At 66.0% G+C, this 25,391-nt stretch carries 26 protein-coding genes and 1 tRNA gene; 15 read left to right on the top strand and 12 right to left on the bottom strand.

What is annotated here, in order from left to right; genetic code table 11:
• Positions 1-8: 8 nt before the first annotated feature.
• Positions 9-1,307: a glycosyltransferase family 2 protein gene (locus tag NKJ34_RS05340; protein ID WP_253737244.1), complete on the bottom strand. Its 1,299-nt coding sequence runs from the start codon at positions 1,305-1,307 to the stop codon at positions 9-11.
• Positions 1,308-1,489: 182 nt separating this feature from the next.
• Between NKJ34_RS05340 and NKJ34_RS05345 the strand changes: the two genes are divergently transcribed.
• Both NKJ34_RS05345 and hmgA read left to right on the top strand, forming a co-directional pair.
• A complete protein-coding gene (locus tag NKJ34_RS05345) occupies positions 1,490-2,515 on the top strand; it encodes an alpha/beta hydrolase (protein WP_253737245.1) in 1,026 nt (341 codons plus the stop codon).
• A 56-nt stretch (positions 2,516-2,571) separates the two neighbouring features.
• Positions 2,572-3,849, top strand: a complete 1,278-nt coding sequence (gene hmgA / locus NKJ34_RS05350) for a hydroxymethylglutaryl-CoA reductase (NADPH) (protein WP_253737246.1) — start codon at positions 2,572-2,574, stop codon at positions 3,847-3,849.
• A 26-nt stretch (positions 3,850-3,875) separates the two neighbouring features.
• Here hmgA and NKJ34_RS05355 read toward each other — a convergent pair whose 3' ends face one another.
• Entirely contained in the window at positions 3,876-4,406 is a 531-nt protein-coding gene (locus tag NKJ34_RS05355) for a DUF5817 domain-containing protein (protein ID WP_253737247.1), read from the bottom strand.
• Between the two features lie 165 nt (positions 4,407-4,571).
• Here NKJ34_RS05355 and msrB point away from each other — a divergent pair, with 165 nt between their 5' ends.
• The 5 genes from msrB (at position 4,572) to NKJ34_RS05380 (ending at position 8,402) form a co-directional block, all read left to right on the top strand.
• Positions 4,572-4,973 carry a peptide-methionine (R)-S-oxide reductase MsrB gene (gene msrB / locus NKJ34_RS05360; protein ID WP_253737248.1) on the top strand — a complete coding sequence of 134 codons (402 nt, stop codon included), beginning with the start codon at positions 4,572-4,574 and terminating at the stop codon, positions 4,971-4,973.
• A 25-nt stretch (positions 4,974-4,998) separates the two neighbouring features.
• Positions 4,999-5,625, top strand: coding sequence for a peptide-methionine (S)-S-oxide reductase MsrA (locus tag NKJ34_RS05365; protein ID WP_253737249.1), 627 nt, complete (start codon positions 4,999-5,001; stop codon positions 5,623-5,625).
• Positions 5,626-5,716: 91 nt separating this feature from the next.
• On the top strand, positions 5,717-7,684 hold the full coding sequence (locus NKJ34_RS05370) for a 3-hydroxyacyl-CoA dehydrogenase/enoyl-CoA hydratase family protein (protein WP_253737250.1): 1,968 nt from the start codon (positions 5,717-5,719) through the stop codon (positions 7,682-7,684).
• A 100-nt stretch (positions 7,685-7,784) separates the two neighbouring features.
• Positions 7,785-7,859: transfer RNA gene (locus NKJ34_RS05375), tRNA-Glu, on the top strand.
• A 78-nt stretch (positions 7,860-7,937) separates the two neighbouring features.
• On the top strand, positions 7,938-8,402 hold the full coding sequence (locus tag NKJ34_RS05380) for an Lrp/AsnC family transcriptional regulator (protein ID WP_253737251.1): 465 nt from the start codon (positions 7,938-7,940) through the stop codon (positions 8,400-8,402).
• Between the two features lie 6 nt (positions 8,403-8,408).
• Here the strand turns inward: NKJ34_RS05380 and NKJ34_RS05385 are convergent, their stop codons facing one another.
• Entirely contained in the window at positions 8,409-9,425 is a 1,017-nt protein-coding gene (locus NKJ34_RS05385; protein WP_253737252.1) for an amidohydrolase family protein, read from the bottom strand.
• A 230-nt stretch (positions 9,426-9,655) separates the two neighbouring features.
• Here NKJ34_RS05385 and NKJ34_RS05390 point away from each other — a divergent pair, with 230 nt between their 5' ends.
• A complete protein-coding gene (locus NKJ34_RS05390) occupies positions 9,656-11,146 on the top strand; it encodes a proton-conducting transporter transmembrane domain-containing protein (protein ID WP_253737253.1) in 1,491 nt (496 codons plus the stop codon).
• On the top strand, positions 11,136-13,556 hold the full coding sequence (locus tag NKJ34_RS05395) for a DUF2309 domain-containing protein (RefSeq protein WP_253737254.1): 2,421 nt from the start codon (positions 11,136-11,138) through the stop codon (positions 13,554-13,556). The genes NKJ34_RS05390 and NKJ34_RS05395 overlap by 11 nt, the downstream gene beginning before the upstream one ends.
• On the opposite strand, the gene NKJ34_RS05400 is transcribed toward NKJ34_RS05395, so the two are convergent.
• Positions 13,553-13,873, bottom strand: a complete 321-nt coding sequence (locus NKJ34_RS05400; protein ID WP_253737255.1) for a hypothetical protein — start codon at positions 13,871-13,873, stop codon at positions 13,553-13,555. The genes NKJ34_RS05395 and NKJ34_RS05400 overlap by 4 nt on opposite strands.
• A 62-nt stretch (positions 13,874-13,935) precedes the next feature.
• Between NKJ34_RS05400 and NKJ34_RS05405 the strand changes: the two genes are divergently transcribed.
• Positions 13,936-14,229: a DUF6360 family protein gene (locus tag NKJ34_RS05405; protein ID WP_253737256.1), complete on the top strand. Its 294-nt coding sequence runs from the start codon at positions 13,936-13,938 to the stop codon at positions 14,227-14,229.
• A 9-nt stretch (positions 14,230-14,238) separates the two neighbouring features.
• On the opposite strand, the gene NKJ34_RS05410 is transcribed toward NKJ34_RS05405, so the two are convergent.
• The 6 genes from NKJ34_RS05410 to NKJ34_RS05435 form a co-directional block, all read right to left on the bottom strand.
• Positions 14,239-14,637: a hypothetical protein gene (locus NKJ34_RS05410; protein ID WP_253737257.1), complete on the bottom strand. Its 399-nt coding sequence runs from the start codon at positions 14,635-14,637 to the stop codon at positions 14,239-14,241.
• Positions 14,638-14,707: 70 nt separating this feature from the next.
• Positions 14,708-15,166: a PIN domain-containing protein gene (locus tag NKJ34_RS05415; protein ID WP_253737258.1), complete on the bottom strand. Its 459-nt coding sequence runs from the start codon at positions 15,164-15,166 to the stop codon at positions 14,708-14,710.
• Complete coding sequence (locus NKJ34_RS05420; RefSeq protein WP_253737259.1) at positions 15,163-15,414, bottom strand: hypothetical protein; 252 nt, start codon at positions 15,412-15,414, stop codon at positions 15,163-15,165. Before NKJ34_RS05420 ends, NKJ34_RS05415 begins: the two co-directional genes overlap by 4 nt.
• A gap of 49 nt (positions 15,415-15,463) precedes the next feature.
• Complete coding sequence (locus NKJ34_RS05425) at positions 15,464-16,696, bottom strand: MBL fold metallo-hydrolase (protein WP_253737591.1); 1,233 nt, start codon at positions 16,694-16,696, stop codon at positions 15,464-15,466.
• A gap of 105 nt (positions 16,697-16,801) precedes the next feature.
• On the bottom strand, positions 16,802-17,098 hold the full coding sequence (locus NKJ34_RS05430; protein WP_253737260.1) for a WNWW family protein: 297 nt from the start codon (positions 17,096-17,098) through the stop codon (positions 16,802-16,804).
• A gap of 105 nt (positions 17,099-17,203) precedes the next feature.
• Positions 17,204-19,576, bottom strand: a complete 2,373-nt coding sequence (locus NKJ34_RS05435) for a heavy metal translocating P-type ATPase (RefSeq protein ID WP_256488591.1) — start codon at positions 19,574-19,576, stop codon at positions 17,204-17,206.
• Positions 19,577-19,728: 152 nt separating this feature from the next.
• Here NKJ34_RS05435 and NKJ34_RS05440 point away from each other — a divergent pair, with 152 nt between their 5' ends.
• Positions 19,729-20,088: a DUF5518 domain-containing protein gene (locus NKJ34_RS05440; RefSeq protein WP_253737261.1), complete on the top strand. Its 360-nt coding sequence runs from the start codon at positions 19,729-19,731 to the stop codon at positions 20,086-20,088.
• On the opposite strand, the gene NKJ34_RS05445 is transcribed toward NKJ34_RS05440, so the two are convergent.
• On the bottom strand, positions 20,089-21,240 hold the full coding sequence (locus NKJ34_RS05445; protein ID WP_253737262.1) for a hypothetical protein: 1,152 nt from the start codon (positions 21,238-21,240) through the stop codon (positions 20,089-20,091).
• A 66-nt stretch (positions 21,241-21,306) separates the two neighbouring features.
• On the bottom strand, positions 21,307-21,807 hold the full coding sequence (locus NKJ34_RS05450) for a DUF367 family protein (RefSeq protein ID WP_253737263.1): 501 nt from the start codon (positions 21,805-21,807) through the stop codon (positions 21,307-21,309).
• A gap of 106 nt (positions 21,808-21,913) precedes the next feature.
• On the opposite strand from NKJ34_RS05450, the gene NKJ34_RS05455 reads away from it, so the two are divergent.
• From NKJ34_RS05455 to NKJ34_RS05470, 4 genes are all read left to right on the top strand, one after another.
• Complete coding sequence (locus tag NKJ34_RS05455; protein WP_253737264.1) at positions 21,914-22,234, top strand: nuclear transport factor 2 family protein; 321 nt, start codon at positions 21,914-21,916, stop codon at positions 22,232-22,234.
• Between the two features lie 84 nt (positions 22,235-22,318).
• On the top strand, positions 22,319-23,170 hold the full coding sequence (locus tag NKJ34_RS05460; protein WP_253737265.1) for a hypothetical protein: 852 nt from the start codon (positions 22,319-22,321) through the stop codon (positions 23,168-23,170).
• Positions 23,163-24,542, top strand: coding sequence for a YcaO-like family protein (locus tag NKJ34_RS05465; RefSeq protein ID WP_253737266.1), 1,380 nt, complete (start codon positions 23,163-23,165; stop codon positions 24,540-24,542). Before NKJ34_RS05460 ends, NKJ34_RS05465 begins: the two co-directional genes overlap by 8 nt.
• Complete coding sequence (locus tag NKJ34_RS05470) at positions 24,539-25,321, top strand: SagB family peptide dehydrogenase (RefSeq protein ID WP_253737267.1); 783 nt, start codon at positions 24,539-24,541, stop codon at positions 25,319-25,321. Before NKJ34_RS05465 ends, NKJ34_RS05470 begins: the two co-directional genes overlap by 4 nt.
• Positions 25,322-25,391: the final 70 nt, after the last annotated feature.

The raw sequence follows: 25,391 nt of genomic DNA on the forward strand, positions 1-25,391 counted from the left end.
GACGACGGTCAGTTGCCGGTTTTTTCGACGTGGTACCACGTCCCGTCCCAGCTCACGACGTATTCGAGGATGGACTTGATCGACAGCAGCCCGAAGACGGGGTAGACGAACGGGGCACACAGCGTCACCGGGAGGACTGATTCGATCGCGCCACAACGGCTGTCCGCGAGGCCGACACCCATCGCCAGTACGGCGACCGCCGCGATAGGCAACAGGAACAGGAGCTCGGCGTCGGCGACCACCAACACCAGCCACTTCGCGAGAACGACCACGGTGAAGACGCTCCCGGCGAGGCTTGTCACCATCCGGCCCAGCGACAGCCCTCGACGGTGGAGCGGGCCGTCGGTGAGCTGGCCGCGGAGCGTCGCATCCAGCACTTCGACCTGTCCGATCCGCCACCGCTTGCGCTGGCCCCAGAAGTCCGCCAGCGTGTGAGGGGCTTCCATCAGGTTCGTGTAGTTTCTGGCCTGCCGGACCGCGAGGCCGTGGCGGAAACACTTGTGTGCGAAGGCCAGATCCTCGGTCAGCAGGTCGTCGTAGCCGTCGACTCTCTCGAAGGCCGCCCGTGTGAACAGCGTCGAGGAACTCCGGCAGTTCTGGAAGCCGGTCGGCTCGACAATCTTGTAACTGGCGTGAAACATCACCCGCTCGCAGTAGGCCAACGCCTCGACGATGCCGGTCGGTTCGGGGATCCGGCGGCCCTGAAACACGTCGTACCCCTCGTCGCAAAGCGCGCCCATCCCTGCCGAGAGGAACGCCTCGTCGACGACCTCGTCGGCATCGAAGACGGCAAACGAGTCGGCACTTGAGGCCTCGACGACTGTTCGGATCGCCCCGGCCTTCGAGCCGGGGTACTGATTTTCGATCACCGACACCGATCCGCCGGCCAACTCCGCGGCGGCGGCTTTCGTTTCGGTGTCGTCGGGTTCGCAGGCGACGACGATTTCGAGGTTCGCGTACGCCGAGTTCCGGAGGCTCTCGACGCTCCGGTGGAGGACACCGCCGTCACGGTAGACGGGGACGATCGCCGTCAGTGTCGGCCCGTCGTCACGTCGCGTCACGTTGGTCGGCGGGGTCCAGACCTCCCGGAGCAGCAGCCCGCCCGAGACGGCGACGAACGCGAGAAAGACGACGCTGGTGGCGGCCGCATCGAGCCAGACCACCTCCAAGGAGAGCCACAGTAGCTCGACGGAGAGCACGTTCTGCTGGACTCCCTCATACAGCCCGAACAGGACTAACAGGCCGACGGCTCCGGCGACACTGACGGCCTCGAATCCCCTCGTGAACAGGCGTTTGATCGGATACACGTTGTCAGCGGACTCGTCACGACCAATAAAAAGCTCCCGGTACGGTTTAAATAATCAACCGTGAGGAACCACGCCGTGGCGGCCGCCCACCCACAACCAACGGTGGCCAAGCGGGTAACGATTTAACCCACTTGCGCTTGTAGCCAACCCATGACCACGAGTCCGACGATGGAGGCAACCGGATGACCGAATTCGTCCGCGTCGACGAGGGGGCATCTACCGGCGAGACTGACTCACGACACGTCAGCAGCCGCCCAAGTAGTCGACGCAACCCCGTCAACCGGAGCCAACGGACGCTTCGTCGACCCTCACGGGAAGCGTACTCCACACGCACGGTCGAGTTCGACAGCGGCGGTGAGAGCTGTTCGGGAACGCTGTATCTCCCCGACCGACCCGAACAGCCGCCGGTCGTCGTGATGGCACCGGGGCTCGGCTTCTGGCAGTCGTTCGGCCTTCCGGCGGTCGCCGAGCGGTTCGCTGAAGCGGGGTACGCCGCCTTCACGTTCGATTACCGCCACCACGGCGACAGCGACGGCGAGCCACGCGGGCTCGTCAGCCCCGCCAAACAGGTCGACGACTACGAGGCGGCCATCGACGCCATGCGCGCCGACAACGCCGTCGACAGCAACCGACTGGTCGTCTGGGGCCACTCGCTGTCGGGCGGCCACGCGCTGTCGGTCGCCGCCGAGAACTTCCGGGTTGCCGGCGTCATCGCGACCTGCCCGTTCGTCGACGGCCGTGCCCAGACGCTCGGGATGCTCCGGGAGCCGAAACGCCTCCTCAAATCGTTAACGAGTGGACTCCGCGACGCTCTCGGCTACCGATTCGGGCTCGGAAGCGAGGCGCGGATCGTCGACGAGGAAGACGGCTTCGGCGTGGTGACCGCCCCCGGCGCGAAGCGGGCGGCCTTCGACCTCGTCGATCGCCACGCCGACTGGGCCAACCGGGTGCCTGCCCGGATCTTCCTCTCGCTGCCGCGCTACCGACCGATCACCGAGGTCGAAGAGATCCGGTGTCCGGCGCTCGTCATCGGCGGCCGTGACGACGGGGTCGTCCCGGCCGACGGCGCGGCCGCGGCTGCCGACGGCATCGCCGAGGCGACGTATCTCGAACTCCCCGTCGACCATTTCTCCGTCTTCAGTGACGACTTCGAAACCGTCGTTGGCCACCAACTCACATTCCTCCGGACGGTCGTCGGTCACCGCTGATCCGCTGGGCGGGACGGACCGACAACCCTTAGCAACCGCCGCAACGAAGGACGGCCATGACCGCAGACGCCGATCCGGACGCGACCGAAACCGACGACGCTGGCCCCGCAGCCGTCGACTTCGAGCGGGCTGCCGAACTCGCTGCCGCGATCGACGACGGCGAGTACCGCTTACACGAACTCGACGACCACACCGATCCCGACACCGCCGCGGCCGCCCGCCGACTGCTCGTCGAAGACCAGTCGGGCGCTGACCTCTCGTCGACCGGCTCCTATGGGTTCCCCGCCGAGGCCGCCGAACCGAACATCGAAAACATGATCGGGACCGTGCAGGTCCCACTGGGTGTCGTCGGCCCTGTCGATATCAACGGCGGTGCGCTTGACGGCGAACGGTACCTCCCACTTGCCACGACCGAGGGCGCGCTCTTGGCCTCTGTCAACCGCGGCTGTTCGGTGATCAATCGCGCTGGCGGTGCGACCGCCCGGGTCACCAAGGCCGGGATGACACGCGCGCCCGTCTTCCGCGTCGACGACGTGGCCGAGGGACTGGCGCTCGTCGAGTGGGTCCGCGAGCACGGCGCGGACCTCCGGGAGGCCGCCGAGTCGACGACGAACCACGGCGAGCTACAGGACGTCACCCCCTACGTCGTCGGCAACAACGTCTATCTCCGTTTCCGCTACGACACCAAGGACGCGATGGGAATGAACATGGTCACCATCGCCACGAAAGAGGCCTGCGGGCTGGTCGAAGAAGAGACCTCGGCCTCGCTGGTCGCGCTGTCGGGCAACCTCTGTACGGACAAAAAGCCCGCCGCGATCAACGCCGTCGAGGGCCGCGGGCGGTCGGTGACGGCCGACGTAGTCGTGCCCCGGGAGGTCGTCGACGCCAAACTCCATACGACGCCCGAAGCCATCGCCGAAATCAACACCCGGAAGAACCTGATCGGCTCGGCGAAGGCTGGCTCCTTCGGGTTCAATGCACACGTTGCCAACCCAGTTGCAGCGATGTTCCTCGCTACGGGGCAGGACGAAGCGCAGGTCGTCGAGGGGGCGAACGCGATCACGACCGCCGAAGTCACCGACGACGGCGATCTCTACGTCTCGGTCTCGCTTGCCAGTCTCGAAATCGGTACCGTCGGCGGCGGCACCAAACTCCCGACCCAGTCGGAGGCCCTCGACATCCTCGGCGTCCGTGGCGGTGGCGATCCGGCTGGCAGCAACGCCGACGCGCTCGCCGAAGCCATCGCGGTCGGCTCGCTGGCGGGCGAACTCTCCCTGCTCGCCGCACTGGGCTCCCGACATCTGTCGAGTGCCCACGAGTCGCTGGGGCGGTAGTCGGCGTCTACGACCCGGTAGCCGGCTTATAACAGTCGGTACCGACCGCCACTCTCGGAGGCCTCACCCCGTCGACACAGTTTTCGAAGTAGCTCGCTTGCCTTCTCGGCTGGCACGCCCCGCTGGCTGGCGTAGTCGACGATCTCGGCCTCGGTCGGCCGGTCGTCGCCGCCCGCCGACTCGACGGCCTCGCGGACGATCTCGTCGCGGGACTGTGAACCGCTGGCCGACTGGTCGCCTGCTGCGGCGACCGCGTCGGCGTCCAGCCCGGCGGCTTCGAGGTACTCGCGGTCGTCGACGACCGGTTGGTCGGTCCGGGCTTCGAGGTCGGCGACGTTGTCGACGTCGGCGAAGGTGGCCGACTGACCCTGCTTCTTGGCGAGCAACGCCGACCGCGCCTGTTGGGCGGCGCTCCGGTCGTCGGACTCGTACAGTCGCTTGAGTTTCGTCGTCTGGTGGGTCCGGCCGCAGCGAGGACACTGGGCGGTGTTCGACTCCCGTGGGTCCGACAGAAGCCACAGCATGCTACAGTTGGTGCAGCCGACGACCGCGTACATGGATGGTCGTACTCGGCGCTCGTATTTATGCGACCGGACGGTCGACCCGGTCGATACGGGGTATCCGGTGTCTACCGACCGGTAGTCGACGCCTACCGACGGCGTTTGTGTGCGCGCAGCGGCCACACCACGGATGCTTATACTCGTGTGTCTCCTCTATGCTGTATGGTCGACCAGTCGAATCTACCCCAAACCGACGCCGAGTGGAAAGCACGACTCAGCGACGAGGAGTATCGGCTCCTCCGAGAGGATGGCACCGAACCGCGCGGCTCGTCGGAGCTCCTGAAAGTCGACGACGACGGCGTGTTCCGGTGTGCGGGCTGCGGGCAGGTCCTGTTTACCAGCGACGAGAAGTACGGCTCGGGCACCGGCTGGCCGAGTTTCTACGATCCGGCCGACAGCGACGCTGTTGAGACCCGACAGGACCACAGCCATGGCATGGTTCGGACCGAGGTCGTCTGTAGCACTTGCGAGGGCCACCTCGGCCACGTCTTCGATGACGGCCCCGAACCAACCGGGAAGCGCTACTGCATCAACGGCGGCGCGCTGGAGTTCGACGAGTCCTGAGCGACGACCGCTGCCACCACGCGTCATGAGTCTCACGACATCCACCATCGAGGAGTACGACCGGCGCGCCCCGACGCCGGAGTCGACCGAAACTGCCACGTTCGCCCTCGGCTGTTTCTGGGGCCCAGACGGGCGGTTCGGCGCGCTCGACGGGGTCGTCCGTACCCGCGTCGGCTACGCCGGCGGCACCAGCCCCGACCCCACCTACCACGATCTCGGCGATCACACCGAGGCGCTGCAGGTCGACTTCGATCCCGAGCAACGCTCCTTTGAGAGCCTGCTCAATCTCGCGTTTCACGGCCACGACCACACCCGACAGCCCTCGAAGCGGCAGTATCAGAACATCGTCTTCGCGTCGACGGCCGCACAGGCCGACACGATCCGGTCGTATCTCGACGCCCGCGGGCTCACACGGGAGGGGATCGCCACACGGGTCGAACAGCTCTCGGCGTTCCATCTCGCCGAGGCCTCCCATCAGAAACACAGCCTCAGCGGTCGACAGTCCCTTTCAAACACGTTCGAACAGGCGGGCTACGACGACGCCGACCGCCGGGAGTCGCCCGCGGCAGCCAAGCTGAACGGGTATGCTGCGGGGCGCGAGCTTCCGGCGGGACACGACCTCGGGACGTCGACAAATCGAACGGTCTACTGACTCCGTCTGCCAGCTATCCGCACCGTCCTGCGAACGGCTCAGTCGACATATGTGACAAAAAGTTGAATCACATCGCCGTGGACCCATGGGTATGGACGTAGCCGACGTCACGACCGTTTCGGTGCTCGGTGCGGGGAATATGGGCCACGGCATCGCCGAAGTGGCCGCGCTGGCGGGCTACGATGTGCGATTGCGCGACATCAACGACGACCTCGTACAGGAGGGGTACGACGCCATCGAGTGGAGCCTCGAGAAGTTCGTCGACGCCAACCGGCTCACCCCCGAGGAGGCCGACGCGGCCCGTAATCGGATCGAGCCGGTGGTCGAGATGGAGGCCGCAGTGGCCGACGCTGACGTGATCATCGAGGTCGTTCCCGAGGTCATGGACGTCAAGCGTGACGTGTTCGGCGAGGTCGCCGAGCATGCCCCCGAAGACGCCGTCTTCGCCACCAACACCTCCAGCCTCTCGATCACCGAACTCTCGACGGCCACCGACCGGCCCGAGCAGTTCTGTGGGATGCACTTTTTCAATCCGCCGGTCCGGATGGAGTTGGTCGAAGTGATCGCGGGCGACCACACCAGCGAAGAGACGCTCGCAGTCGTCGAAGCTCTCGCCAAATCGATGGACAAAACGCCCGTTCGCGTCCGTACGGATCGTCCCGGCTTTATCGTCAATCGGGTGCTTATCCCGTTGCTCAACGAGGCCGCGTGGCTCGTCGAGGAGGAGACCGCAACGATCGCCGAGGTCGACGCCACGGCGACGTTCGACATGGGGTTGCCGATGGGTGCCTTCGAGTTGGCCGATCAGATCGGCATCGACGTGTGTTACCACGTTCTCGACCATCTTCAGTCGGCGGTCGGTGACGCCTACCGACCCTGTCCGCTCCTCGCCGCGAAGGTACAGGCCGACGCGATCGGCCGGAAGGCCGGCGAGGGGTTTTACGACTACGAGGACGGTGGTGTCGATATTCCAGCCGACGCCGGACGGCGGGCGGTCGCCGACCGGCTGCTGGCAGTGATGGCCAACGAGGTCGCGGGGCTGATCGAGGGCGGCGTGGCCGAGGCCGCGGCTATCGACCGGGCGATGCAGTTGGGCGCGGGGTTCCCCGAGGGCCCCGCGGCGATGGCCGACGATCGCGGACTGGAGCCGCTGGTGGCGGTCCTCGATGGGCGCTTGGCGTCGACTGACGAACCGCGGTACGAGCCGGTCGACCACCTGCGGGAGTTGGCCGCGGCGGATCGTGGGTTCTATCCCGCCGGCGACGACGAGGACGTCATGGCATTCGACACGATCCGGGTCGACCGCGAGGGGCGAATCGGGCAGATCGTCCTCAACCGACCGGAGCGGATGAACACGATCAGCACCGAGCTACTGGACGAACTGGCGGCCGCCGTCGAGGAGTTCGACGCCGACAGCGAGATCCGGTGTCTCCTGCTGTCTGGCGCGGGCGACCGGGCGTTTTCGGCCGGAGCGGACGTTTCGGGGCTGGGCGAAGACCCCGACGCGCTGGATGCCACGGCGTTCTCGCGGACCGGCCAGCAAACCTTCGGCAAACTGGAGGCCTGCGAGACGCCGGTCGTCGCAAGCGTCGACGGCTACTGTCTCGGCGGCGGGATGGAGCTGGCGGCCGCGGCGGACCTCAGGATCGCCAGCGAGCGCGCCGAGTTCGGCCAGCCCGAACACACCCTGGGGCTCCTTCCGGGATGGGGCGGCACCCAACGACTGGGCCATCTCATCGGGGAGAGCCGAGCCAAAGAGATCATCTTCACCGCCGACCGGTTCGACGCCGGCACGATGGTCGACTACGGCTTTCTGACCGAGGCCGTCGCGGCCGACGACCTCGATGATGCGGCGATGGCACTCGCCGAGAAACTGGCTGCAGGGCCGCCGATCGCCCAGCGGTTCACCAAGCGAGCGATGCTGGCCGGTCGGGACGATATTGAGGCCGGGCTGGAGATCGAAGCCCAAGCTTTCGGCCTGTTGGCAACTACCGAGGACCTCCGGGAGGGACTGCGGGCGTTCGCGGAGGACGACGAACCGACGTTCACCGGCGAGTAAGTCGACACTCGCTGGCGCGGCTTGCGGTCTGATAGGCCGACACACGGGGCGGGCGATTGATGAGATTTATATGTCCGTACTCCCTCGGTGGAATTGCAGCGCTCGATTGGTGTAGTCCGGCCAATCATCTTGGCCTTTCGAGCCGAGGACCAGGGTTCAAATCCCTGATCGAGCATTCTGACGTGATCAATCGGATAGCGTCGTCTATCCGGCGAGCCAAAGTGACTTTATCCGTGCCGTGTGAGATAGAGCCATGACTGGCGAGGAGATCGACGACGTCGACCGGGCGATCATCCATGCGCTACAGGAGGACGCCCGGAACATGTCCTCTGGCGACATCGCCGAGCGGACCGGCACCTCCGACAGTACGGTCCGCAAGCGGATCCAGCGGCTCGAAGCCGACGAGATCATCAAGGGGTACAGCGCCGACGTCGACTACGAGCGGTCGGGGTATCCGCTCCGGATGCTGCTGTTCTGTACCGCGCCGATCTCCGAGCGGGGCCGGTTGCTGCCGGAGATCCTCGCCATCGACGGCGTCGTCTCGGTACAGGAGTTGGTCACCGGCGACAAGAACTTACTCGTGACCGCCGTCGGGGAGTCCGATGGCGATATCACGCCGGTCGCACAGGAACTGATCGATATGGGACTGACCGTCGCCGACGAGGTGCTGGTGCGGAGCCACGAGACGACCCCGTTCGGCTCGTTCGCCCCCGAGTAACCCCGACTACAGCACGACACGTTTCACGTCGAGACCGGTCGCCCGCCGGACTACCGCGCTGCGGGGGTTTTCGGTCCCCGCGAGGTTGTCCGAATCGCCATCCAAGACGAGCAGCGCCGCCCGTCGACCGGGCTCGATGACGCCGCAGTCGAGGCCGGCGATTGCCGCACCCGCCGTGGTTGCCATCCTGAGGACCTCCCGGTCGGTCACATCGAAATTTTTGGCCGTGTACTCCATCTCCCGAAACATCGAGGGACCGTTGAGCATCACGTTGTCAGTTCCGAGGGCAACCGTGGTGTGATCCAGTAGCTCACGGATCGGTGGTCGACCCACATCGAGGACGGCGTTGGTGCGGGGACAGGCGACGATCGGGACCGACTGGTCGGCGACGCGTTCGAGGTGGTCGGCCTCGGCGTGGACCATGTGGATCAACAGGTCGGGCTCCAGATCCAGTGCGGGGTGGATGTCGGTCGCGTCGGGCTCACCGGCGTGGATCGCGAAGGGGGCGCCGGCCTCGCGGACCGCCGCCCGCTCGGCGCTAAAGTCGGCGTCGTTCGCGCCGCTCGCACCGAACCCGTCGGCGACCGCCAGCACCGCGGGATCGTCGCTGCCGAAGATGAACGCCGAGACGTCTCGTCCGTCTTCGGCCGCCCGGAGCGCTCGCGCCCCTTCGAGCCCGAACTCCCGGAAGTCGAGGAACGCCGCGGTGCCGGTCTGCTCCATGAATCCCATCGTCCGGCCCATCGCCGCGACCAACTCCTCGCGGCTCGCGGCCGCCAGCCGGCGGTGTTTCCGGCTGTCGGGTGGGGCAACCGCCTCCTCCAGCGAGAGCCCGACGGCGGCGTCCTTGGCGACCGAATCGCCGATGTGGGTGTGGGCGTTGACAAACGCGGGGAGAACGATGTCCGTCGACTCTGTGTCGACCGCCTCGACAGCCGTGATCTCTCCGTCGTCGACCACTACCCGGCCCGCCATCGGTTCGAACGCGCTTCCGGCGAGGACGGTCCCCTCCAACTGTTCCATACGTCGATGCGGTGGGTGGCCCCAATAGGCGTTTCCATCCCCTACCGGCGACACTCACGCTATCCAGAACAAAGACTATAATGTTCTTCCATGTGCAATTTTACGAACGATTTGGGAAGATAAAAGGATTTAATAGGCAGTTCGTTCGTAGTAGAGGGTGACGACGACCGGCCTGCGCCATCCGGCATGCCACGAGGTTCGGGTGACGTGGGCCGTCGACGGAGCAATCGATGACGGACCAAGATCAGCTGACGACGATAGGATCGCTTCCGAACGGGACGCCAGCGACGGGCTCGCTGCCCGCCGTGCTCACGCGGCTCGTCTGGCTGCTGTGGGTCGCCACCCTCGGTGTGGCCGGCCTCCGGCTGTCGACGGACGCGAGTTGGTCGCTGGCGGGCGTGGTCAGCGTCGACGGGCTGACGGTCGTGATGTGGGTCGCCGTGACCTTCTTCAGCGGGATCGTCCACAGCTACTCGCGCCGGTATCTGGCCGCCCACGACCGCGCTGATCGGTTTTTCGCTACCGTCTTCGGCTTCACGCTGGTCGTGATGGTTCTGGTGGCGGCCGACCACATCGCGCTGTTCGCGCTGGCGTGGGTGGCGATGGGACTGGCGATGGCCGAGTTGATCGGCCACGTCAAAGGGTGGCCGCAGGCCCGCGCTGCCGGCTCGCTGGCCCGTCGCTACTTCCTCGCCAGCGGCGGTCTACTGGTCGTCGCGCTCGCAGTGCTGTGGTCGGCGACCGACGCGACCACCGTCTCCGGGATCGGAGCAGCCGCCGACACGGTTCCACAGACGCTCTGGTTTGTCGCCGCGGGCGCGCTCCTGCTGGCGGCGATGATCCAGTCGGCGCTGGTGCCGTTCCACACGTGGCTCTTGGCCTCGATGACTGCGCCGACCCCGGCGTCGGCGCTGATGCACGCCGGGTTCGTCAACGCCGGCGGGGTCCTGTTGGTCCGCTTCGGGCCCGTGATCTCGGTCGACGCCGGCTTCATGCTGCTGGTCGTCGCCGTCGGTGCGACCAGCGCGCTGCTCGGCAAACTCCTGAAATCCGTCCAACCCGACATCAAGAGCCAACTCGGCTGCTCGACGGTCGGCCAGATGGGCTTTATGATCATGCAGGCGGGGCTGGGCTTCTTCGGGGCGGCGATCACTCACCTCGTGCTCCACGGCTTCTACAAGGCCTACCAGTTCCTCTCGTCGGGCGACGCGGTCGCACAGACCAGCCCGACCAAGGGACCCTCGAAACCGCGGTCGCTGACCGCCGTCGGCTTCGTCGTCACCGTGCTGACGGCGCTGGCTGGCGGCGTCCTGTTCGCCGTCCTCACCGGCAAGGGAACGAGCCTCGACACCGGCGTCCTGTTGGCGCTGCTCGTCGTCCTGACGACGCTACACGCGACTCGCACGGCCCTCGCCCGGACCTCGGTGGCGGCGTCGACGCGCTACGCGCTCATCCCGCTGGTGTTCCTGCCAGCCATCGCGATCTACGCGGCGTCCTACAACGCGATTACAGGCGTGATTGGCGAGAGCCTGCTCGTGTCGGCCCCCGCCGAACTGACGGTCGTCCACGGGCTCGTCGCGGCGGCGTTCGTCGTCGCCTACGCCGCCATCGAGACGGGGCTCTACCAGCACAGCCAGCGACTGTACGTCGCACTGTTGAACGCAACCCAACCGCCATCCAGCACCGTCATGACTTCCGCGGAGGACTACAATGAGTACTAACACCTCGATCGAAGACAGCATCGACCAGGCAGCAACCGCAGTCGGCTCGGCGTGGCCGCTCCACTCCTTCGTGACGGCCAACCCGCTGGCCGGACTGGAGGATCACCCGTTCCACGAGGCCGCCAGCGAGGCCGAGCGACTGTTCGGCAGCGACGGCTACCCCAGCCCCGAGGTGTTCCGTAACGCGTGGGACGAGGGCCTGATCGACGCCGACCTCCTGCGAGCGGAACTGGCCGCCCACGGCTACGACGAGTCGCCCGAAACACTGCTGGACCAACTGGCGGCCGCCGACGCCGAGACCGACGCGGAGACCGACGCGGAGAGAGACGACCCCCAGCGACCGGTCGACCACCTGCTGACGAAGTGGCTGGCGGCGTTCCTCGATCAGGGCCAAACCGAGTGGCCGATGCCGAACCGCGAGCAGGGCTTCTATCAGGCGTTCTGTACGGTTGCCCGCCACGACGGCGAGATCCCCGACAGCGGAACGATCGCCGAGTTGCCCGACGATCCGATCGTGGCGATTCGAGAGGTGCTCGGCGACTACCACGTCGGCCGCTGGTCGACGGTCTTCGAGTACCACCTGACGTCGCTGCCGGGGTGGACTGGCCTCATCAAACAGCAGGCCGAAAGCGGCGACGACTGGCAGTCGACCTATCCAATCTCGCTGGCCGGCTACCTCGCCGCACGCCTCGTGGTCGCCGATCTGGTGGGTGCGCCCATCGAACCGCCGGCCGACTGGGAAACCAGCGAGGCGTCGACCGACGAGGTCCCACTGGCCGAACACTGGCTGACTGCGTGGGAACGGGGCTACCGCCGCGAGTTGGTCGATGCGGTCGCCGACGCCAGCCAGTCGCTGGCCGACGGTGACGAAACCGACGACCGTCCCGCGGCACAGCTGGTGTTCTGTATCGACACCCGCTCGGAGATCATCCGCCGCCACATCGAGTCGACGGGGAACTACGACACCCACGGCTACGCCGGCTTTTTCGGCGTTCCAATGCAGTACCACGGTTACGATACGGATGTCTCGGTGGACGCCTGTCCGCCGATCGTCGAGGCCCAACACCGGATCACCGACCGCCCGACCGCCGGGTGCGATCACGAACACGCGGCTCACGACCGCTGGCACGACGCCGTCGACATGGGCAAGGGCGTCCTCAAAGCGCTCAAATACAACGCCGCGACCGCTTTCAGCTTCGTCGAGAGCGCGGGGGCGGGCTACGGAGCCGCACTGGCCGCCAAGACGCTGGTGCCCGACCGGTTTGCGGGGGCCAAGGATGCGGCCGACAGCGCGCCACAGCCCCACGAGTTCTGCGAGCCCTCGGTCGACTACAACCCCGACGCAATCGGCGACCTCCGCGAGGGGCTCACCCTCGACGAGAAAGTCGGGTACGCCGAAACCGCCTTCGAGTTGATGGGTTGGGAAGAGTTCGGCCGACTGGTCGTGTTCACCGGCCACGCCAGCGAGACCGCGAACAACCCGTTCGGATCCAGCCTCGACTGCGGGGCCTGTGCGGGCAACCCCGGCGGGCCGAGCGCTCGCGTGCTCGCGGCGATCTGCAACGACGACGCGGTCCTCGCGGAACTCCGCGCCCGCGGCCACGACATCCCCGACGACACCGTCTTCGTCGCCGGCGAGCACAACACGACGACCGACGGGATCACGCTCTACGACAGCGGCGTTCCGGAAAGTCACGCTGACGACCTCGACCAACTCCGCGCGGACCTCGAAGCGGCGCGCGCCGGCGCGGCAGCCGAACGTGCCGACTCGCTGGGAGCCGACAACGCCGCCGACGTCGACCGCCGGGCGGCCGACTGGGCCGAGACTCGCCCCGAGTGGGGACTGGCCGGCAACGCCGGCTTCGTCATCGGCCCGCGCGAACTGACTGCCGACTACGATCTCGACGGCCGCTCGTTCCTCCACTCCTACGACTGGTCGACCGACCCCGACGGCGAGGCGCTGGAAACCATCATGGCTGGCCCGATGATCGTCACACAGTGGATCAACACCCAGTACTACTTCGCGACCGTCGACACCGCCGCCTTCGGCAGCGGCTCGAAGGTCACCCACAACCCGGTCGGCAACGTCGGCGTCTATCAGGGTAACGGCGGCGACCTCATGACTGGCCTGCCGCTCCAGTCGGTGGCAGCCCCCGACGGCAAGCCCTACCACCAGCCGCTGCGCCTCTCGACGGTGATCCACGCACCGGTCGAGCGTGTGACCGAGATCCTCACGGCCCACGAGGAGATCGCCGAACTGCTGGACAACGGCTGGCTTTCGCTGACCGTGGTCGACCCCACGCAGGACCACACCGCCTTCGAGTACGCCGGCGACATCGAGTGGACCCCGCTGGGCGAGACCGACCCGCTCGCCGCCGACCCCGCGCCGGCGGTCGCTGCCGACGACTAACGCAGCGATTCGGGGCGGCCGTCACAGCAGACGGTATAGGTGGCGTCGCTCGACAGGACCCGTCGACATCGATCGAGGAGGGCGTCGGTCGACGCGTCGGGGCCGAACTTCCCCACCGTCTCGCCGTCGACCCGGAGCGTGGTGATCCAGTGGGTCGATCCGTCCGGACCCGCACGCCGTTCGAGATCGAGGGTTCGGTCGGCGATGACGACCCGGTAGCCAGCGTCCGTCCCCGTGAGCGTCGAGTCGACGCCCTCCCCGAGCGTGTCGGCGGGGAGGGCCGCGAGTCGATCATCGAGTGCCGAGTCGACAGTCATTACCACTGGTTCGTGCTGGCAACAGATAAAGGCTCAAGCGTGAGCCGGTCGACACACAGTACATGTCCGACCGACTACTCTCAGTCAACGCCTACACGACGCTAGATTTACTCGACGGCGAGGCCGAGGGCCACGCGTTTACCGAATCGGCCTACGCCGTCGTCAACGCCACAGCACCGCGGAAACAGCCCGACCACGTGAAACTGGAAATGGAACTCGACAACGCCGAGTTGGAGCATCTGCCGGCCCACGCCGATCGCGTTCGGCTCACACCGGCACAGGCCCGCGAGCTAGCGGCGGATCTCGAAAAGCACGCCAGCCGCGTCGAGAGCCATCTCGACGACAGCGAGGCGTAAGCGGGCGTCTCAGGGCTCCCAGTCGACGCGCTCGCGCCACTCGTCCTGTTGTTGGCTCTCGGTGATGTGGTGGTGGCCCTCGGCGAGGTCGGCCCGTACCCGGTCGTCGAAGTCGGTGATCTCGGCCAGTAGGCCGTGGCGGAACGTCTCGACAACCTCGTAGGTCCACATGTCGTCGACCGCCCCCGACGGCAGGTGTTTCTCCCGGAGTTCGTCGGCGAACTCCTCGTGGCCCGCCTCACGGAGCATTGTTTCGGCGCGAGCCAGTTTATCCATCGCGTGGCCGACTTTGTGGTGGAACGCGATGAGGTCGCCGAAGCCCTGATACATGTGCTCGGTCGCGTGCTGAATATCGTAAAGGGCCTCTTTTTCGGCCGCCGAGAGGTCGGGGTCGGTCTGGTCAGCCATAGGCTCCTAATTGGGGCTGTAGGGCTAAAGGACTGATTCAGGAATGTAGATGGGTTGAGTGGGGAGATGATTACAGCATTCGGATACCACGTTCGACGACCGCATCAGTCACAAAGAGAGATGTCTCGTTCTGAAGCGCACGCATGAGCGATGTCGCGTCGGATTTACTTATACACTCCCGGGAGTAGGCAAGAGCAATAACCCCGATAGATCCGTGGACTTCGATTCCGGTATCGGCTGCTGTCTCTCGGGCAGCGAGATCATCAGTCAGAAGAACGAAATCGCGCTCGTTCGCCACTGCGATTGCGGCACGTTCTCCGGCATCCAAGCTACTGGTCGCTTGCTCTGGACCGGCTTCGACCAGTTCGAAATCGAGGGAGGCCAGCCTATCCGGAAGGCCGCCCCGTTGGAGTTCCTCGTAGACCGTTTGTGGAATACAGAGGTGATCAAAAACAGAGAGCAGTTCGAGCGACTCGATCTCGGCGAGATGAATAAGCGGTCCCGTATCGGAGACGGCCGCAACCCTCACGCGTTCAGGCCCCAGTCGACGTCGTCTTCGACGATCCGTACCTCCTGGTCGGCGCGCTCGACAGTCGACCGTCCAACACGCTCGACAGCCGTCTCCCGGTCGATTTTACCGGCGAGATACCGCGTCAGTACGAGATCCTCCCAGAGGTCTTCGAGGCCACGTTCGAGGGCCTGCTCGAAGACTTCGGACTCTGAAACCCCGCGAGCCCCGGCGATCTCTCGAACCCGGTCGGATAGCTCCGTGGACATACTCCACAGTAGTCCTGCACGCTTCTTAAATCCGCCTCTAGTGTAGCCCTCAGCACTCGACCGTCTTGCCAAGATCAGGCGCCTGTGCCTCGTACCCGTCGGCGCGCAACTCCTCTGCGAACGCCGCACACGAATCGCCGTGGTTCACCAACACCGTCGACCCCTCGTACGCACCCAAAAACTCACGCAGCCCGTCGTGATCGGCGTGCGCCGAGAAGTCGAACAGATCGGCCTTCGCCGACACCGGATAGATGCCGCCGTTGAGTTCGCAGCGTCCCGTCTCCAGTAGCTCCCTGCCGGGCGTCCCCTCGACCTGATACCCCGTCAACGAGATCCGGTTGATGGGATCGGTCCGGATCTCGGGGATGTAGGTCATCGCCGGCCCACCGGAGAGCATCCCGCTGGTCGTAACGATCACCGTGTTCTGGTCGGCGATCCGCTTGCGCTGGCCGTCCCGGCCCGTCACCTCCCGCGCGTGCCGGGCGGCCCGACCCAGTGCGTCGCCGTCCCGCAGGAACTCGGGGTACTGCCGGCACATCGACAGCACTTCGGTCCCCATTCCGTCGACGTAACACTCCAGATCGTGGGCCTCACACACCAGCAGCAACTCCTGTGTCCGCCCGATGGCAAAAGCCGGGACGACGACCGTGCCGCCCTCCCACATCGTCGTGCGGGCGGTCTCCGCGAACCGCGATTCGACCGCGTCGCGGTCGTCGTGACGCACGTCGGCGTACGTCGACTCACAGATCACCACATCGGCGTCGGGTCGCGCAGTAGTACCATTTAAAAGGCGCGTGTCGTCGGTGTGGAAGTCAGCGGTGTAGAGCAGCCGCGTCTCGCCGTCGTCGACCAACACGTGCGCCGAGCCGGGGATGTGGCCCGCGTTGTAGAAGGTGATCTCGTGGCCCGCCGCCTCGAAGGACTCGCGGTAGCCGTGGCGGTGGTCGACCTCGCCCATGCGGGCGACGTGCGTTTCAGTAAACGGACACTGCATCGTCCCGCCATGGAGTTTGAGCGTATCTCGCGCCAGAATCCGGGCGAGTTCGGCCGTGGGTGGGGTCCAGTGGATCTCGGGTCGACTCGATCCGGAAAGGAGGGCGGGAACCGCGCCGACGTGGTCGAGGTGGCCGTGGGAGACGACGACCGCCTCGGGGTCGGGGTCGCCGACGGGGTACTGTGGCGGGGTCGCAGTGAGGATCCCGTAATCGAGCAGGAGGCGGTCGTTGACGAGGATCGCACTCCGACCGACTTCGCCTGCGCCGCCGAGAAACTGCACGTCCATTACCGGATGGTAGCCGCCGTGGACGTTTTCATCCATCGGTTCGGCACAGTGGCGTGGTCGACAGCATGTGCTCCCGCGACGGATCGCGGAACGGGGCGGTCGCCGCTACGTGTTCACACCCGGATCGTCGTTTCTGAGGAAGCGCACTGAGAACCGTTCGTAGCCGCCGTAGGCGACGTCGAGTGCGCCCATCCACCAGTTCCACCGCTCGATGAGTTCGGCGTCATCGGGGGCGTCCTGTAGATGGCCGACGACCTCGTCGACCGTGAGTTCGTGGCCGCGATCCGTAACGGCCTGCCCGGAGTCGACGAGGTCCCGGGCCTGTCTGGCGACGACGCGGAGTTCGGCCTCGCTGCCACCGAACTCCTGCTTGAGGGCGTGTTTGAGGCGAGTCGTGTCCACACCTACGGGTCAGTGTTCAGCGGATAAGACGCTCACGGATTCGTGGTACGGTATCACAACACAATTCAGTCGGTACCGCGACACCAGCGGGCGGGCATCCAGCAGCTACGTCTCGGGTTCGGTCGGTTCGACACCGGCCAGCCGCATCGCGTTGCCGGTGACGCCGAGGCTCATCCCCATGTCACCGACGACGATCGCCATCAGCACCGAGACGTAGCCCAGCGGCGCACCCACCGCCAGCAGGAGTTTCACGCCGAGACTCGACCAGATGTTCTGCCGGATGACGCCGCTGGCCGTGGTCGACAACTCGTAGAGATACGGCAGCCGCGTGAGGTCGTCGGCCATCAGCGCGATGTCCGCGGTCTCGAGGGCGGCGTCGGTCCCCGCGGCACCCATGGCGATGCCGACCGAAGCGGTCGCCAGCGCCGGGGCGTCGTTGATCCCGTCGCCGACCATCGCCACGCCGCCGTCGTGTGCTTCCCGGAGTTCCTGAACTGCGTCGACTTTTTGTTCGGGGAGGAGGTCGGCCCGCACCTCGTCGACGCCGACCTGCTCGCCGATCGCCCGTGCGGTCCGCTCGTTGTCGCCGGTCAGCATGACGACGCGCTCGATACCCGCGGATTTGAGACGGTCGACGGCCCACGCCGCCTCGGGTCGGACGGTGTCGGCGATGGCGATCACGCCCTCCAGTTCGTCTTCGGTGCCGACGAGGACGACCGTCTTCCCCTCCTGCTGGAGTCGAGGGATGGTGTTCGAGACGAGGTCGACGTAGCTGCCGTGTTCGCAATCGGCCACCTCGTCTTGTAGGCGTGTTTCGTCCGCGAGGCCGGCCGCAGTGCCGCCGTCGGTCTCCAGATGCGCGTGTTCGAGGTCGAAGCCGAGATCCGCGAACAGCCCGGGCTTGCCGGCGTAGTGGGTGACGCCGTCGAGTTCGGCGCGAACGCCTTCGCCCGTGATCGCCTCGAAGTTCGTGATCTCCCGCTGGTTGCTGTCGGCGTCCTGCTCGTCGGCGTAGCCGACGATCGCATTCGCAATCGGGTGTTCGCTCCTCCGTTCGAGGGCTCCGGCACAACCCAGCACGTCGGCCTCGCTGTTGCCGTTGAGCGCGATCACGTCGGTCACGCCGAGATCGCCCGTGGTGAGCGTCCCCGTCTTGTCGACCGCGACGGCATCGATCTCGCCCATCGCTTCGAGATGGGTCCCGCCCTTGATCAGCACGCCGTTGCGCGCCGCACTCGTCAGCCCGGAGACGACCGAGACCGGCGTCGAGATGACGAACGCACAGGGACAGGCGACCACGAGCAGCGTCAGCCCGCGGACGAACCACTGGGTGAACGGGCCGCCGAACACCAGCGGCGGGATCGCCATCGTCGACAGCGCGGCGACGACGACGATCGGCGTGTAGACCGCCGCGAAGCGGTCGACGAACTGTTCGGTGTCGGTCTGCTTGCCCTCGGCGGCCTCGACGAGTTCGATCACCCGCGCGATGGTCGACTCGTCGGCCGCGGCGGTCGTCTCGATCTCCAGATAGCCGGCCTCGGTCAGACTGCCCGCGTACACCTCGTCGCCCGGTCCCTTGTCGGCGGGGACGCTCTCGCCAGTGATCGGGGACTCGTCGAGGGCGCTGTCGCCCTCACGAATGATCCCGTCGACCGGAACTTTCTCGCCCGGCCGGACGACGACCCGGTCGCCGACCGCGACCTCCTCGGCGGGAACGACACGTTCCTCGCCGTCGTCGAGGACGGTCGCAGTTTCGGGCGACAGTTCCATCAGTTCCCGCAGCGAGCCGCGGGCTCGGTCCATCGAGTAGCGTTCGAGCAGCTCGGCGATGCTGAACAGCACCGCGAGCGTCGCCGCCTCGAACGGGAGGTCGACCGCCAGCGCGCCGAGGATGCCGCCGGTCATCAGCAGATCGATATCGAGGCTCCAGTTCCGGATCGAGTAGTAGCCGTTCCGGACGATCTCGGTGCCAGCGACGACCGCCGCCGCGACGTAGGCCAACCAGTCGACCGTGAATTCGATTCCGAGAGCGGTCCCGAACGTCGTGTTGGCTCCGGGGACGACCCACTCGAAGCCGACGCCGACCAGCATCAGGACTGCGCCGAGGCCGGTTCGGATCGCCCGGCTGCTCGTCCAGACCGCCGCAGGGTCGTGTGGCGTCTCGTCGTCCTCGATATCGTAGCCCGCAGCCTCGACCCGGTCGCGGATCGACTCGGGGGTCGTCGCGTCGGGATCGTAGCCGACAATGAGGGTTCCGGAGGTCGGTCGCGGATCGATCTCCGCGACGTCGAGTTTCGAGACGCTGGATTCGACCTTGTTGGCACACGACGAACAATCCATCGACGGCACCGACAGCGAGAGCGTTTCGGCCGCGTCGCTCGCTGCCGACACGCCGCCGGAACCGTGGTTCTCATCGGTCGGTGTCGACGCCTCACAACAGTCGTCCCCACAGCAGGCGTCGGTGTCGTCCGCAGTCATTAGGCGGACCTAACTGCCGGACAGTTATTAATCCAACTGCTAAATAGCGGGTTGAGTTAATAGAAAAGTTGGCTATGCTCGCCACGGGGTTAATAAAAACACGGCTGATCGGCCGACCGCATGCTTTTGGCCGGTCGTATCCTATGGTTGGTATGACAAACTGGCGAGCGGTCGGTATCGGCTTCCTCGTGATCGTGATCGCGGGCATCTTGGCGACCGGTCTGCCCGTCGTCGGCCACATCGGCGCGGGCATCATCGGGGGACTGGCGGCGGGCTATCTCGCGGGCGGCGGTCTGCTGAACGGGGCGTGGCACGGCCTGCTGGCGGGGTCGGTCGCTGGTATCGTGCTCACGGTCGGCTTTGCGGTCGTCGCTGGACTTCTCGGACTGGTGGGTGGACCCCTCGGCAGCGCGCTCGGCTTTGGTGGCGTACTCGTCGGTGGAGTGGTCGTGACGTTCATTTTCGCCGTCGACAGCGCGCTGGCCGGAGCACTCGGCGCAGTCTTCTCGTAGCTACAGCCCGAGCCCGCAGGCGTACTCCAAGGTCCCGAATCCCTGCCCCATCGTTTCGCTGTTTATCGGCTTCCCCTCGACAACGCCGGTTAAATCGTCTATCCGGAACAGGTACTCGTTGTAGCTCCAGTGGCTCTCGGTGAGCCCGCCCAGTATTGAGCGGTCGATGTAGTTGCGAGCGTGGCCGTAGCTGGTCGCCGTGAACGCGACGTGGTTCCCGTTGCCATCGCTCACTTCGACCTCGAAGTGTGGGTGTGGGCCGCCGTCGAACACCGGTTCGATGGTCGCCGAGTCGAACTCGACGATCCGGTCGCCCGTCGACGACTCCCACAAGGCCGACTGCCGAATCGGTATCGTCGACCGCTCTACTCGCTTCGAGTCGAAAAAGCGATAGCCACGGCGCAGCACCTGCGGCCCCAAGAATGGAATAAAAGCCGAAAAGGCAGTACCGTCGGGAAAAAAGGCCCAGATCCACTTCCACGGGAACAGCGGAAGGTTGAGACAGACGCGCTGGAAGTAGCAGATCCCCGAAAGCTGCTCGGGGCCGTCGGGGAGGTCGAACTCGCCCTCGAACCACATTCGCCGCCACGCGACCAGATCCATGCCGCCGACCGGGGTGTGGGTATCCATCGCCTGCACCGGCGAGTCGACGCGGTTCTCCAGATCGCCCCATGCCTCGAACTTCGCCTCGCCTTTTTCGCCGGCGAAGTGGGCCTCCAATCCGAGCGGTCGGTCGGTCGACGCCCTGATCTCCCCGCCCCGCTCGCCGTTCTCACCATCGGTCCATGCCGAAATCTCCCCGTCTGAGAGCCGCGCGGTAGCCGGTTGATTAACCAGCCGGTCGTGGACCGCCTCGTCGTCGCCGTACCAGCCGACCGAGATCGCACTGAACTCGTCGACGCTCCCCTCGACCGGGCGGTCGAGATCGAGCCCCTGCATCGGAATGTCGTTGACGCGAATGTCGTCGCCTGCCCGCGAGGCGATCGAAAACATCAGCTGTTCGGGGCCGTACCCCGCCTCACTCTCGGGGAACAGGATGAACCACCACCACGAGGAGGAGGTTCGGTTCTGTCGGTCGGGATACTGCGTCCAGATGCGGTCGACCACGCGTCGGTGGTCGGCCAGCGAGCGCTCCGCGACGTCCTCGCTCATTACCTGCCACTCAAAGCGGGCGGTGATAGCTCTGTTCGTTCCCGGCGACAGTCTGTGAGAAAACAATCAGCGGTCGAGGTACTCCTGCTGGATGTCGACGATCTCCGCGGAGTCCTCGCAGTCGGCATAGCGCCGGAGCGGTTCGTCGTTGAGTTCGAGGAACGTCTCGCCCCACGTGAATTTCGAGAGGATGTCTTCGGCCTGCTCGCGCTCGCCGAAGATACAGCAGGCGGCGGCGAGGGCTTCGACCGTCGTGAGTTCCATCGGTCGACCGAAGTTGACGGGATTGGCGGCGACGAGGTACGGCAGCGCGCGGTGCTCGCCAGCCATCGAGAACCGGGCCTCGCCCGCCGACTCCCACGAGCAGTCGAGGGCGACGAGCGCGCCGTCGCTGGCAACCGAACGGTCGGCCGGGGAGAGGGCCTGCTCGGCGTGAGGGTTGAGGACGACGCCGTAGGGTGTGCCGCGGTGGCTGCGGTGGAGTTCGGCACGGTCGAACTTGGCGAGCTTTCGGGCCGTACACTTCTGGGGGTCGTCGTCGCCCTCGTACCGGATGTGCAGGTCCACAGTAGCCAGATGTCCGTCTGCAATCGCTAAAAACGGCGCGTTTGGGATCGGTCCGTCCGTGTCGGGTCGGGAGAAGCCTCTTTGTCGACCCACCCCACCCACCGGTATGGATCAGTCGACGCTCGTCTCGGAGTACTACCGGTGTCTCGACGACGAGTACGAAACCCTGCGGTCGATCCTCCACCCCGAGTTCGTCCAACAACGCCCCGACCGCAGCTTCGAGGGCCGCGCGGCGTTCGTCGAGTTCATGCGAACCGGTCGGCCCCAGACCGACACCACCCATCGCGTCGACACGCTCCTCGAATCGGCCGACGGCCTCGCGGCCTACGGTCGACTGTTCGATGCCGAGGGTGACGAACTGTTCGAGTTTATCGACGTGTTCCGGTTCGACGGCGGGGAGATCCGCGCGGTCGACACGTTCTCGTGACCGGATTGTTCTTGTCTCGTGACGGACCATTCTTGGGACGCGTCCGCCCGGAACGTTATACTGTCGCAGCATAACAACTCGACAATGGACGGCCATCCGGCGCTGTACAGTCCGACGGGTTATGGGATCCACGACGGCGAGGCCGTCGTTCGGACGCCGCACGCGGTGAAGACGCTTCAGGGCGACCACGTCGAACCCGTCATCGAGTTGCTGGCGGCGATGGATGGCGAGACGGCGGCGAGCGATCTGATCGAACGGGTCCCAGCGGCGACTGCGGCGGACGTCGACCTGCTGTACGAACACGGACTCGCGTACAACGCCGACGCGATTCCCACCGGACTGGACGACGCCTGTACCGGATTACTTGAACCGGCTCTGACCGCCATCCCACCCGAAAACCACCACGCAGTCCCGGACCGGCTCGGTTCCAAATCCGTGGCCATCTACGGGCATCGGGACTCGGTTTTGCCGGTCGTCGACCGACTCCGGACGGCCGGCGTCTCGGTGACCACAGACTCGACGGACGAGCCGGACGTGGTTCTTTTGTCCGAACGACTCGAACGTAGCGAAGCGTGGGCTGAGGCCAACGAGCAGTGGGCGGCCTCGGAGTCGACACTGGTCAAGACGCGGCTGACGGCGACGGGCTGGCGGCTCGGACCGGTACTCACGCCGACCGCACCGGCCTGTCTGAACTGCGTCTACAGCCGGGTCGACGCCAACAAAGCCGGCGGACAACTCTTCACCGAGGCTGTCGCCGGCGACCCACCGTATGCGCGGGCCTACGCCGACACCGTCACCGAACTGTTGTTCCGGACGCTGCTGGGCCAAGTGCCGCGATACCTCGACGAACAGTTCGTCGTCTACGACCACGACGACCAGACGACGAAAACACCGCGGGTGTTCGCGCTCCCGCACTGTGAGGTGTGCAATGTCTGAGGTCGACGGGATCACCATCACGGACACGAGCGGCCATGCCGAGGGCGACAGGGCAGAGACGGAGACGGACCTCGCACGGCTCCGGCGGATTGCGGACCCGACGACGGGGATCATTACGGGCGTCCGACGAGTGCCGGTGCCGCCGGACGAGCCGACAATCGAGAGCTACGTCGTCGAGCGGGCGGATTTCGAACCGCTCACTGACGGGACGGCGATGCCACACGAGGAGGGTGGCTGTGGCTTCAGCCGCGAGGTGGCGCTGGTCGCCACCTACGGAGAGGCCATCGAACGCTACTGTGGCTGTCTCTACCGCCAAGACGCGTTCCGGACAGCCTCGTATGTCGACCTCTCGAAGGCGGTCAGGGAGTCAGCTCCCAAGTCGGCTGTCGACCCGACGGATATCGTGAGCTTCTCGGCACAGCAGCGGGCATCGATGGCCGGGAGCGCCAGCCTTTGTGGGACCGACGACGAACTGTCTTGGACCGTCGGTGAGGACCTCGATTCGGGAGCCGACACCTACGTCCCGGCCCAGTTGGTCTATCTCTCGTATCCGACGAGCGCGGAGCCGTTCGTTCGGAACCCGATCTCGACCGGCTTGGCGGCGGGTCCCTCGCGGCCGATGGCGATCCGCAACGGGCTCTGTGAACTGGTCGAACGCGACGCGTTCATGATCTGGTATCTGAACGAAACCGAACTCCCGATCGTCGACCTCGATACGGCTCCGCCGCGGCTCCGGCGGCTGGCCAACCGCGTGACGGCACAGGGACTCGAACTTACCGTCCTCGACGCCACCACGGATCTCGGGGTGCCGGTCGCCATTGCCATCCTGGTCGACCGATCGGGCGGGCCAGCAGTTACCGTGGCTGCCGCGGCCGATCCGGCTGCAGCCGCCGCAATAGAGGGTGCTCTCGAAGAGGCGATCCAGACCCGGCTGTGGGGGATCCACAACATCGATAGCATGGGCCGGTCTCCCGAGGAGCTCACACCCGACGAGATCACCTCCTTCGAGGACCGGGGACTGTTCTGGTCGGTCCAAGAGCGGATCGCTGACCTCGACTTTTGGATCGAGAGCAGCCGGTCGACGACGGTCGGCGAGTTCGAGGCTGCCGATCTGGGGGCGACGGACCTCGTCGAGCAGGTCATCGCAGCGGGCTACGACTGCTACGCGGTCGACGTAACGACCCGTGATATCGCGGCTCTCGGGTTCACGGTCCAGCGGGTGATCGCCCTGCGGCTCCAGCCGCTGTATCTTCTGGAACGGCTGCGCTACTTCGGCGGCGAGCGACTCTATCGGACGCCGGTCGAAATGGGGTATCGGGACACGCAACCGACCGCGGAATCACTCAACACGGTTCCACACCCCTTCCCATGACGATGCCGGAAAACATACCGCTCGACAGTGACGATCTGGACTACCTCTACGAACTCTACCACAAGAACCTCGCGCCACTGGTCGCCGAGTCCGCCCTCGAACCGACGGCGTCGACGCCCCATCACGCATCCGAGCCGGTGTCGAAAACGTACCAGCGAGCCGAGACCGTTCCGCTCGCCGAGACCGCCGAGTCGACGTTCCTGTCGCGGCTCCGGCAACGGGCGTCGTACACCGACGCCACCGAGCGGCGGCCGATTACCGACACGGAGTTGGCGACGCTGCTGGCGTATTCGTACGGCGAGATCCGCGAGACAGAGGGTGGCGAGCCGCGGCGGCCGGTGGCCTCAGGGGGTGCGTGCTACCCGCTCGAGCTGTATCCCGTCGTGGTCGATTCCCTCGACGTCGAGGCTGGTATGTATCATTTCAACGCTCAGGATGGCACCCTCGAACGGCTCGCAGCCGGCGACTATTCCGAGTGGCTAGGTACGTCCTGGACGTGGCTCACCGACACCGACGCCGTCTCGGCGGTGGTTGTCATCACCGCGGCCCCGGAGCGGGCCGCCGCCAAGTACGACGAACTGGGGTACCTGTTCGCCGGGATCGAGACCGGGGCCGTGATCCAAAACCTACAACTCGTGGCGACGGAGTTGGGGATCGGGAGCCGCCCGCACAACGGTCTGGACTACCGGGCGGTCCGCCGGAAACTGCGGCTGCGAAGCGACGAATACCTCATGTCGTCGGTCGTATTCGCTGGGTCGACTCCGGGCGGACGTGAGTGATTCCGGCGGAACTGAGAAGGTGGTATCGGGCCGTACTGGGGTCGAGCGCGCCGGGGATGTCTGGTTTATT

Origin of the sequence: Halohasta salina (genome assembly GCF_024178165.1) — an archaeon.
Taxonomy (GTDB): Archaea; Halobacteriota; Halobacteria; order Halobacteriales; family Haloferacaceae; genus Halohasta; species Halohasta salina.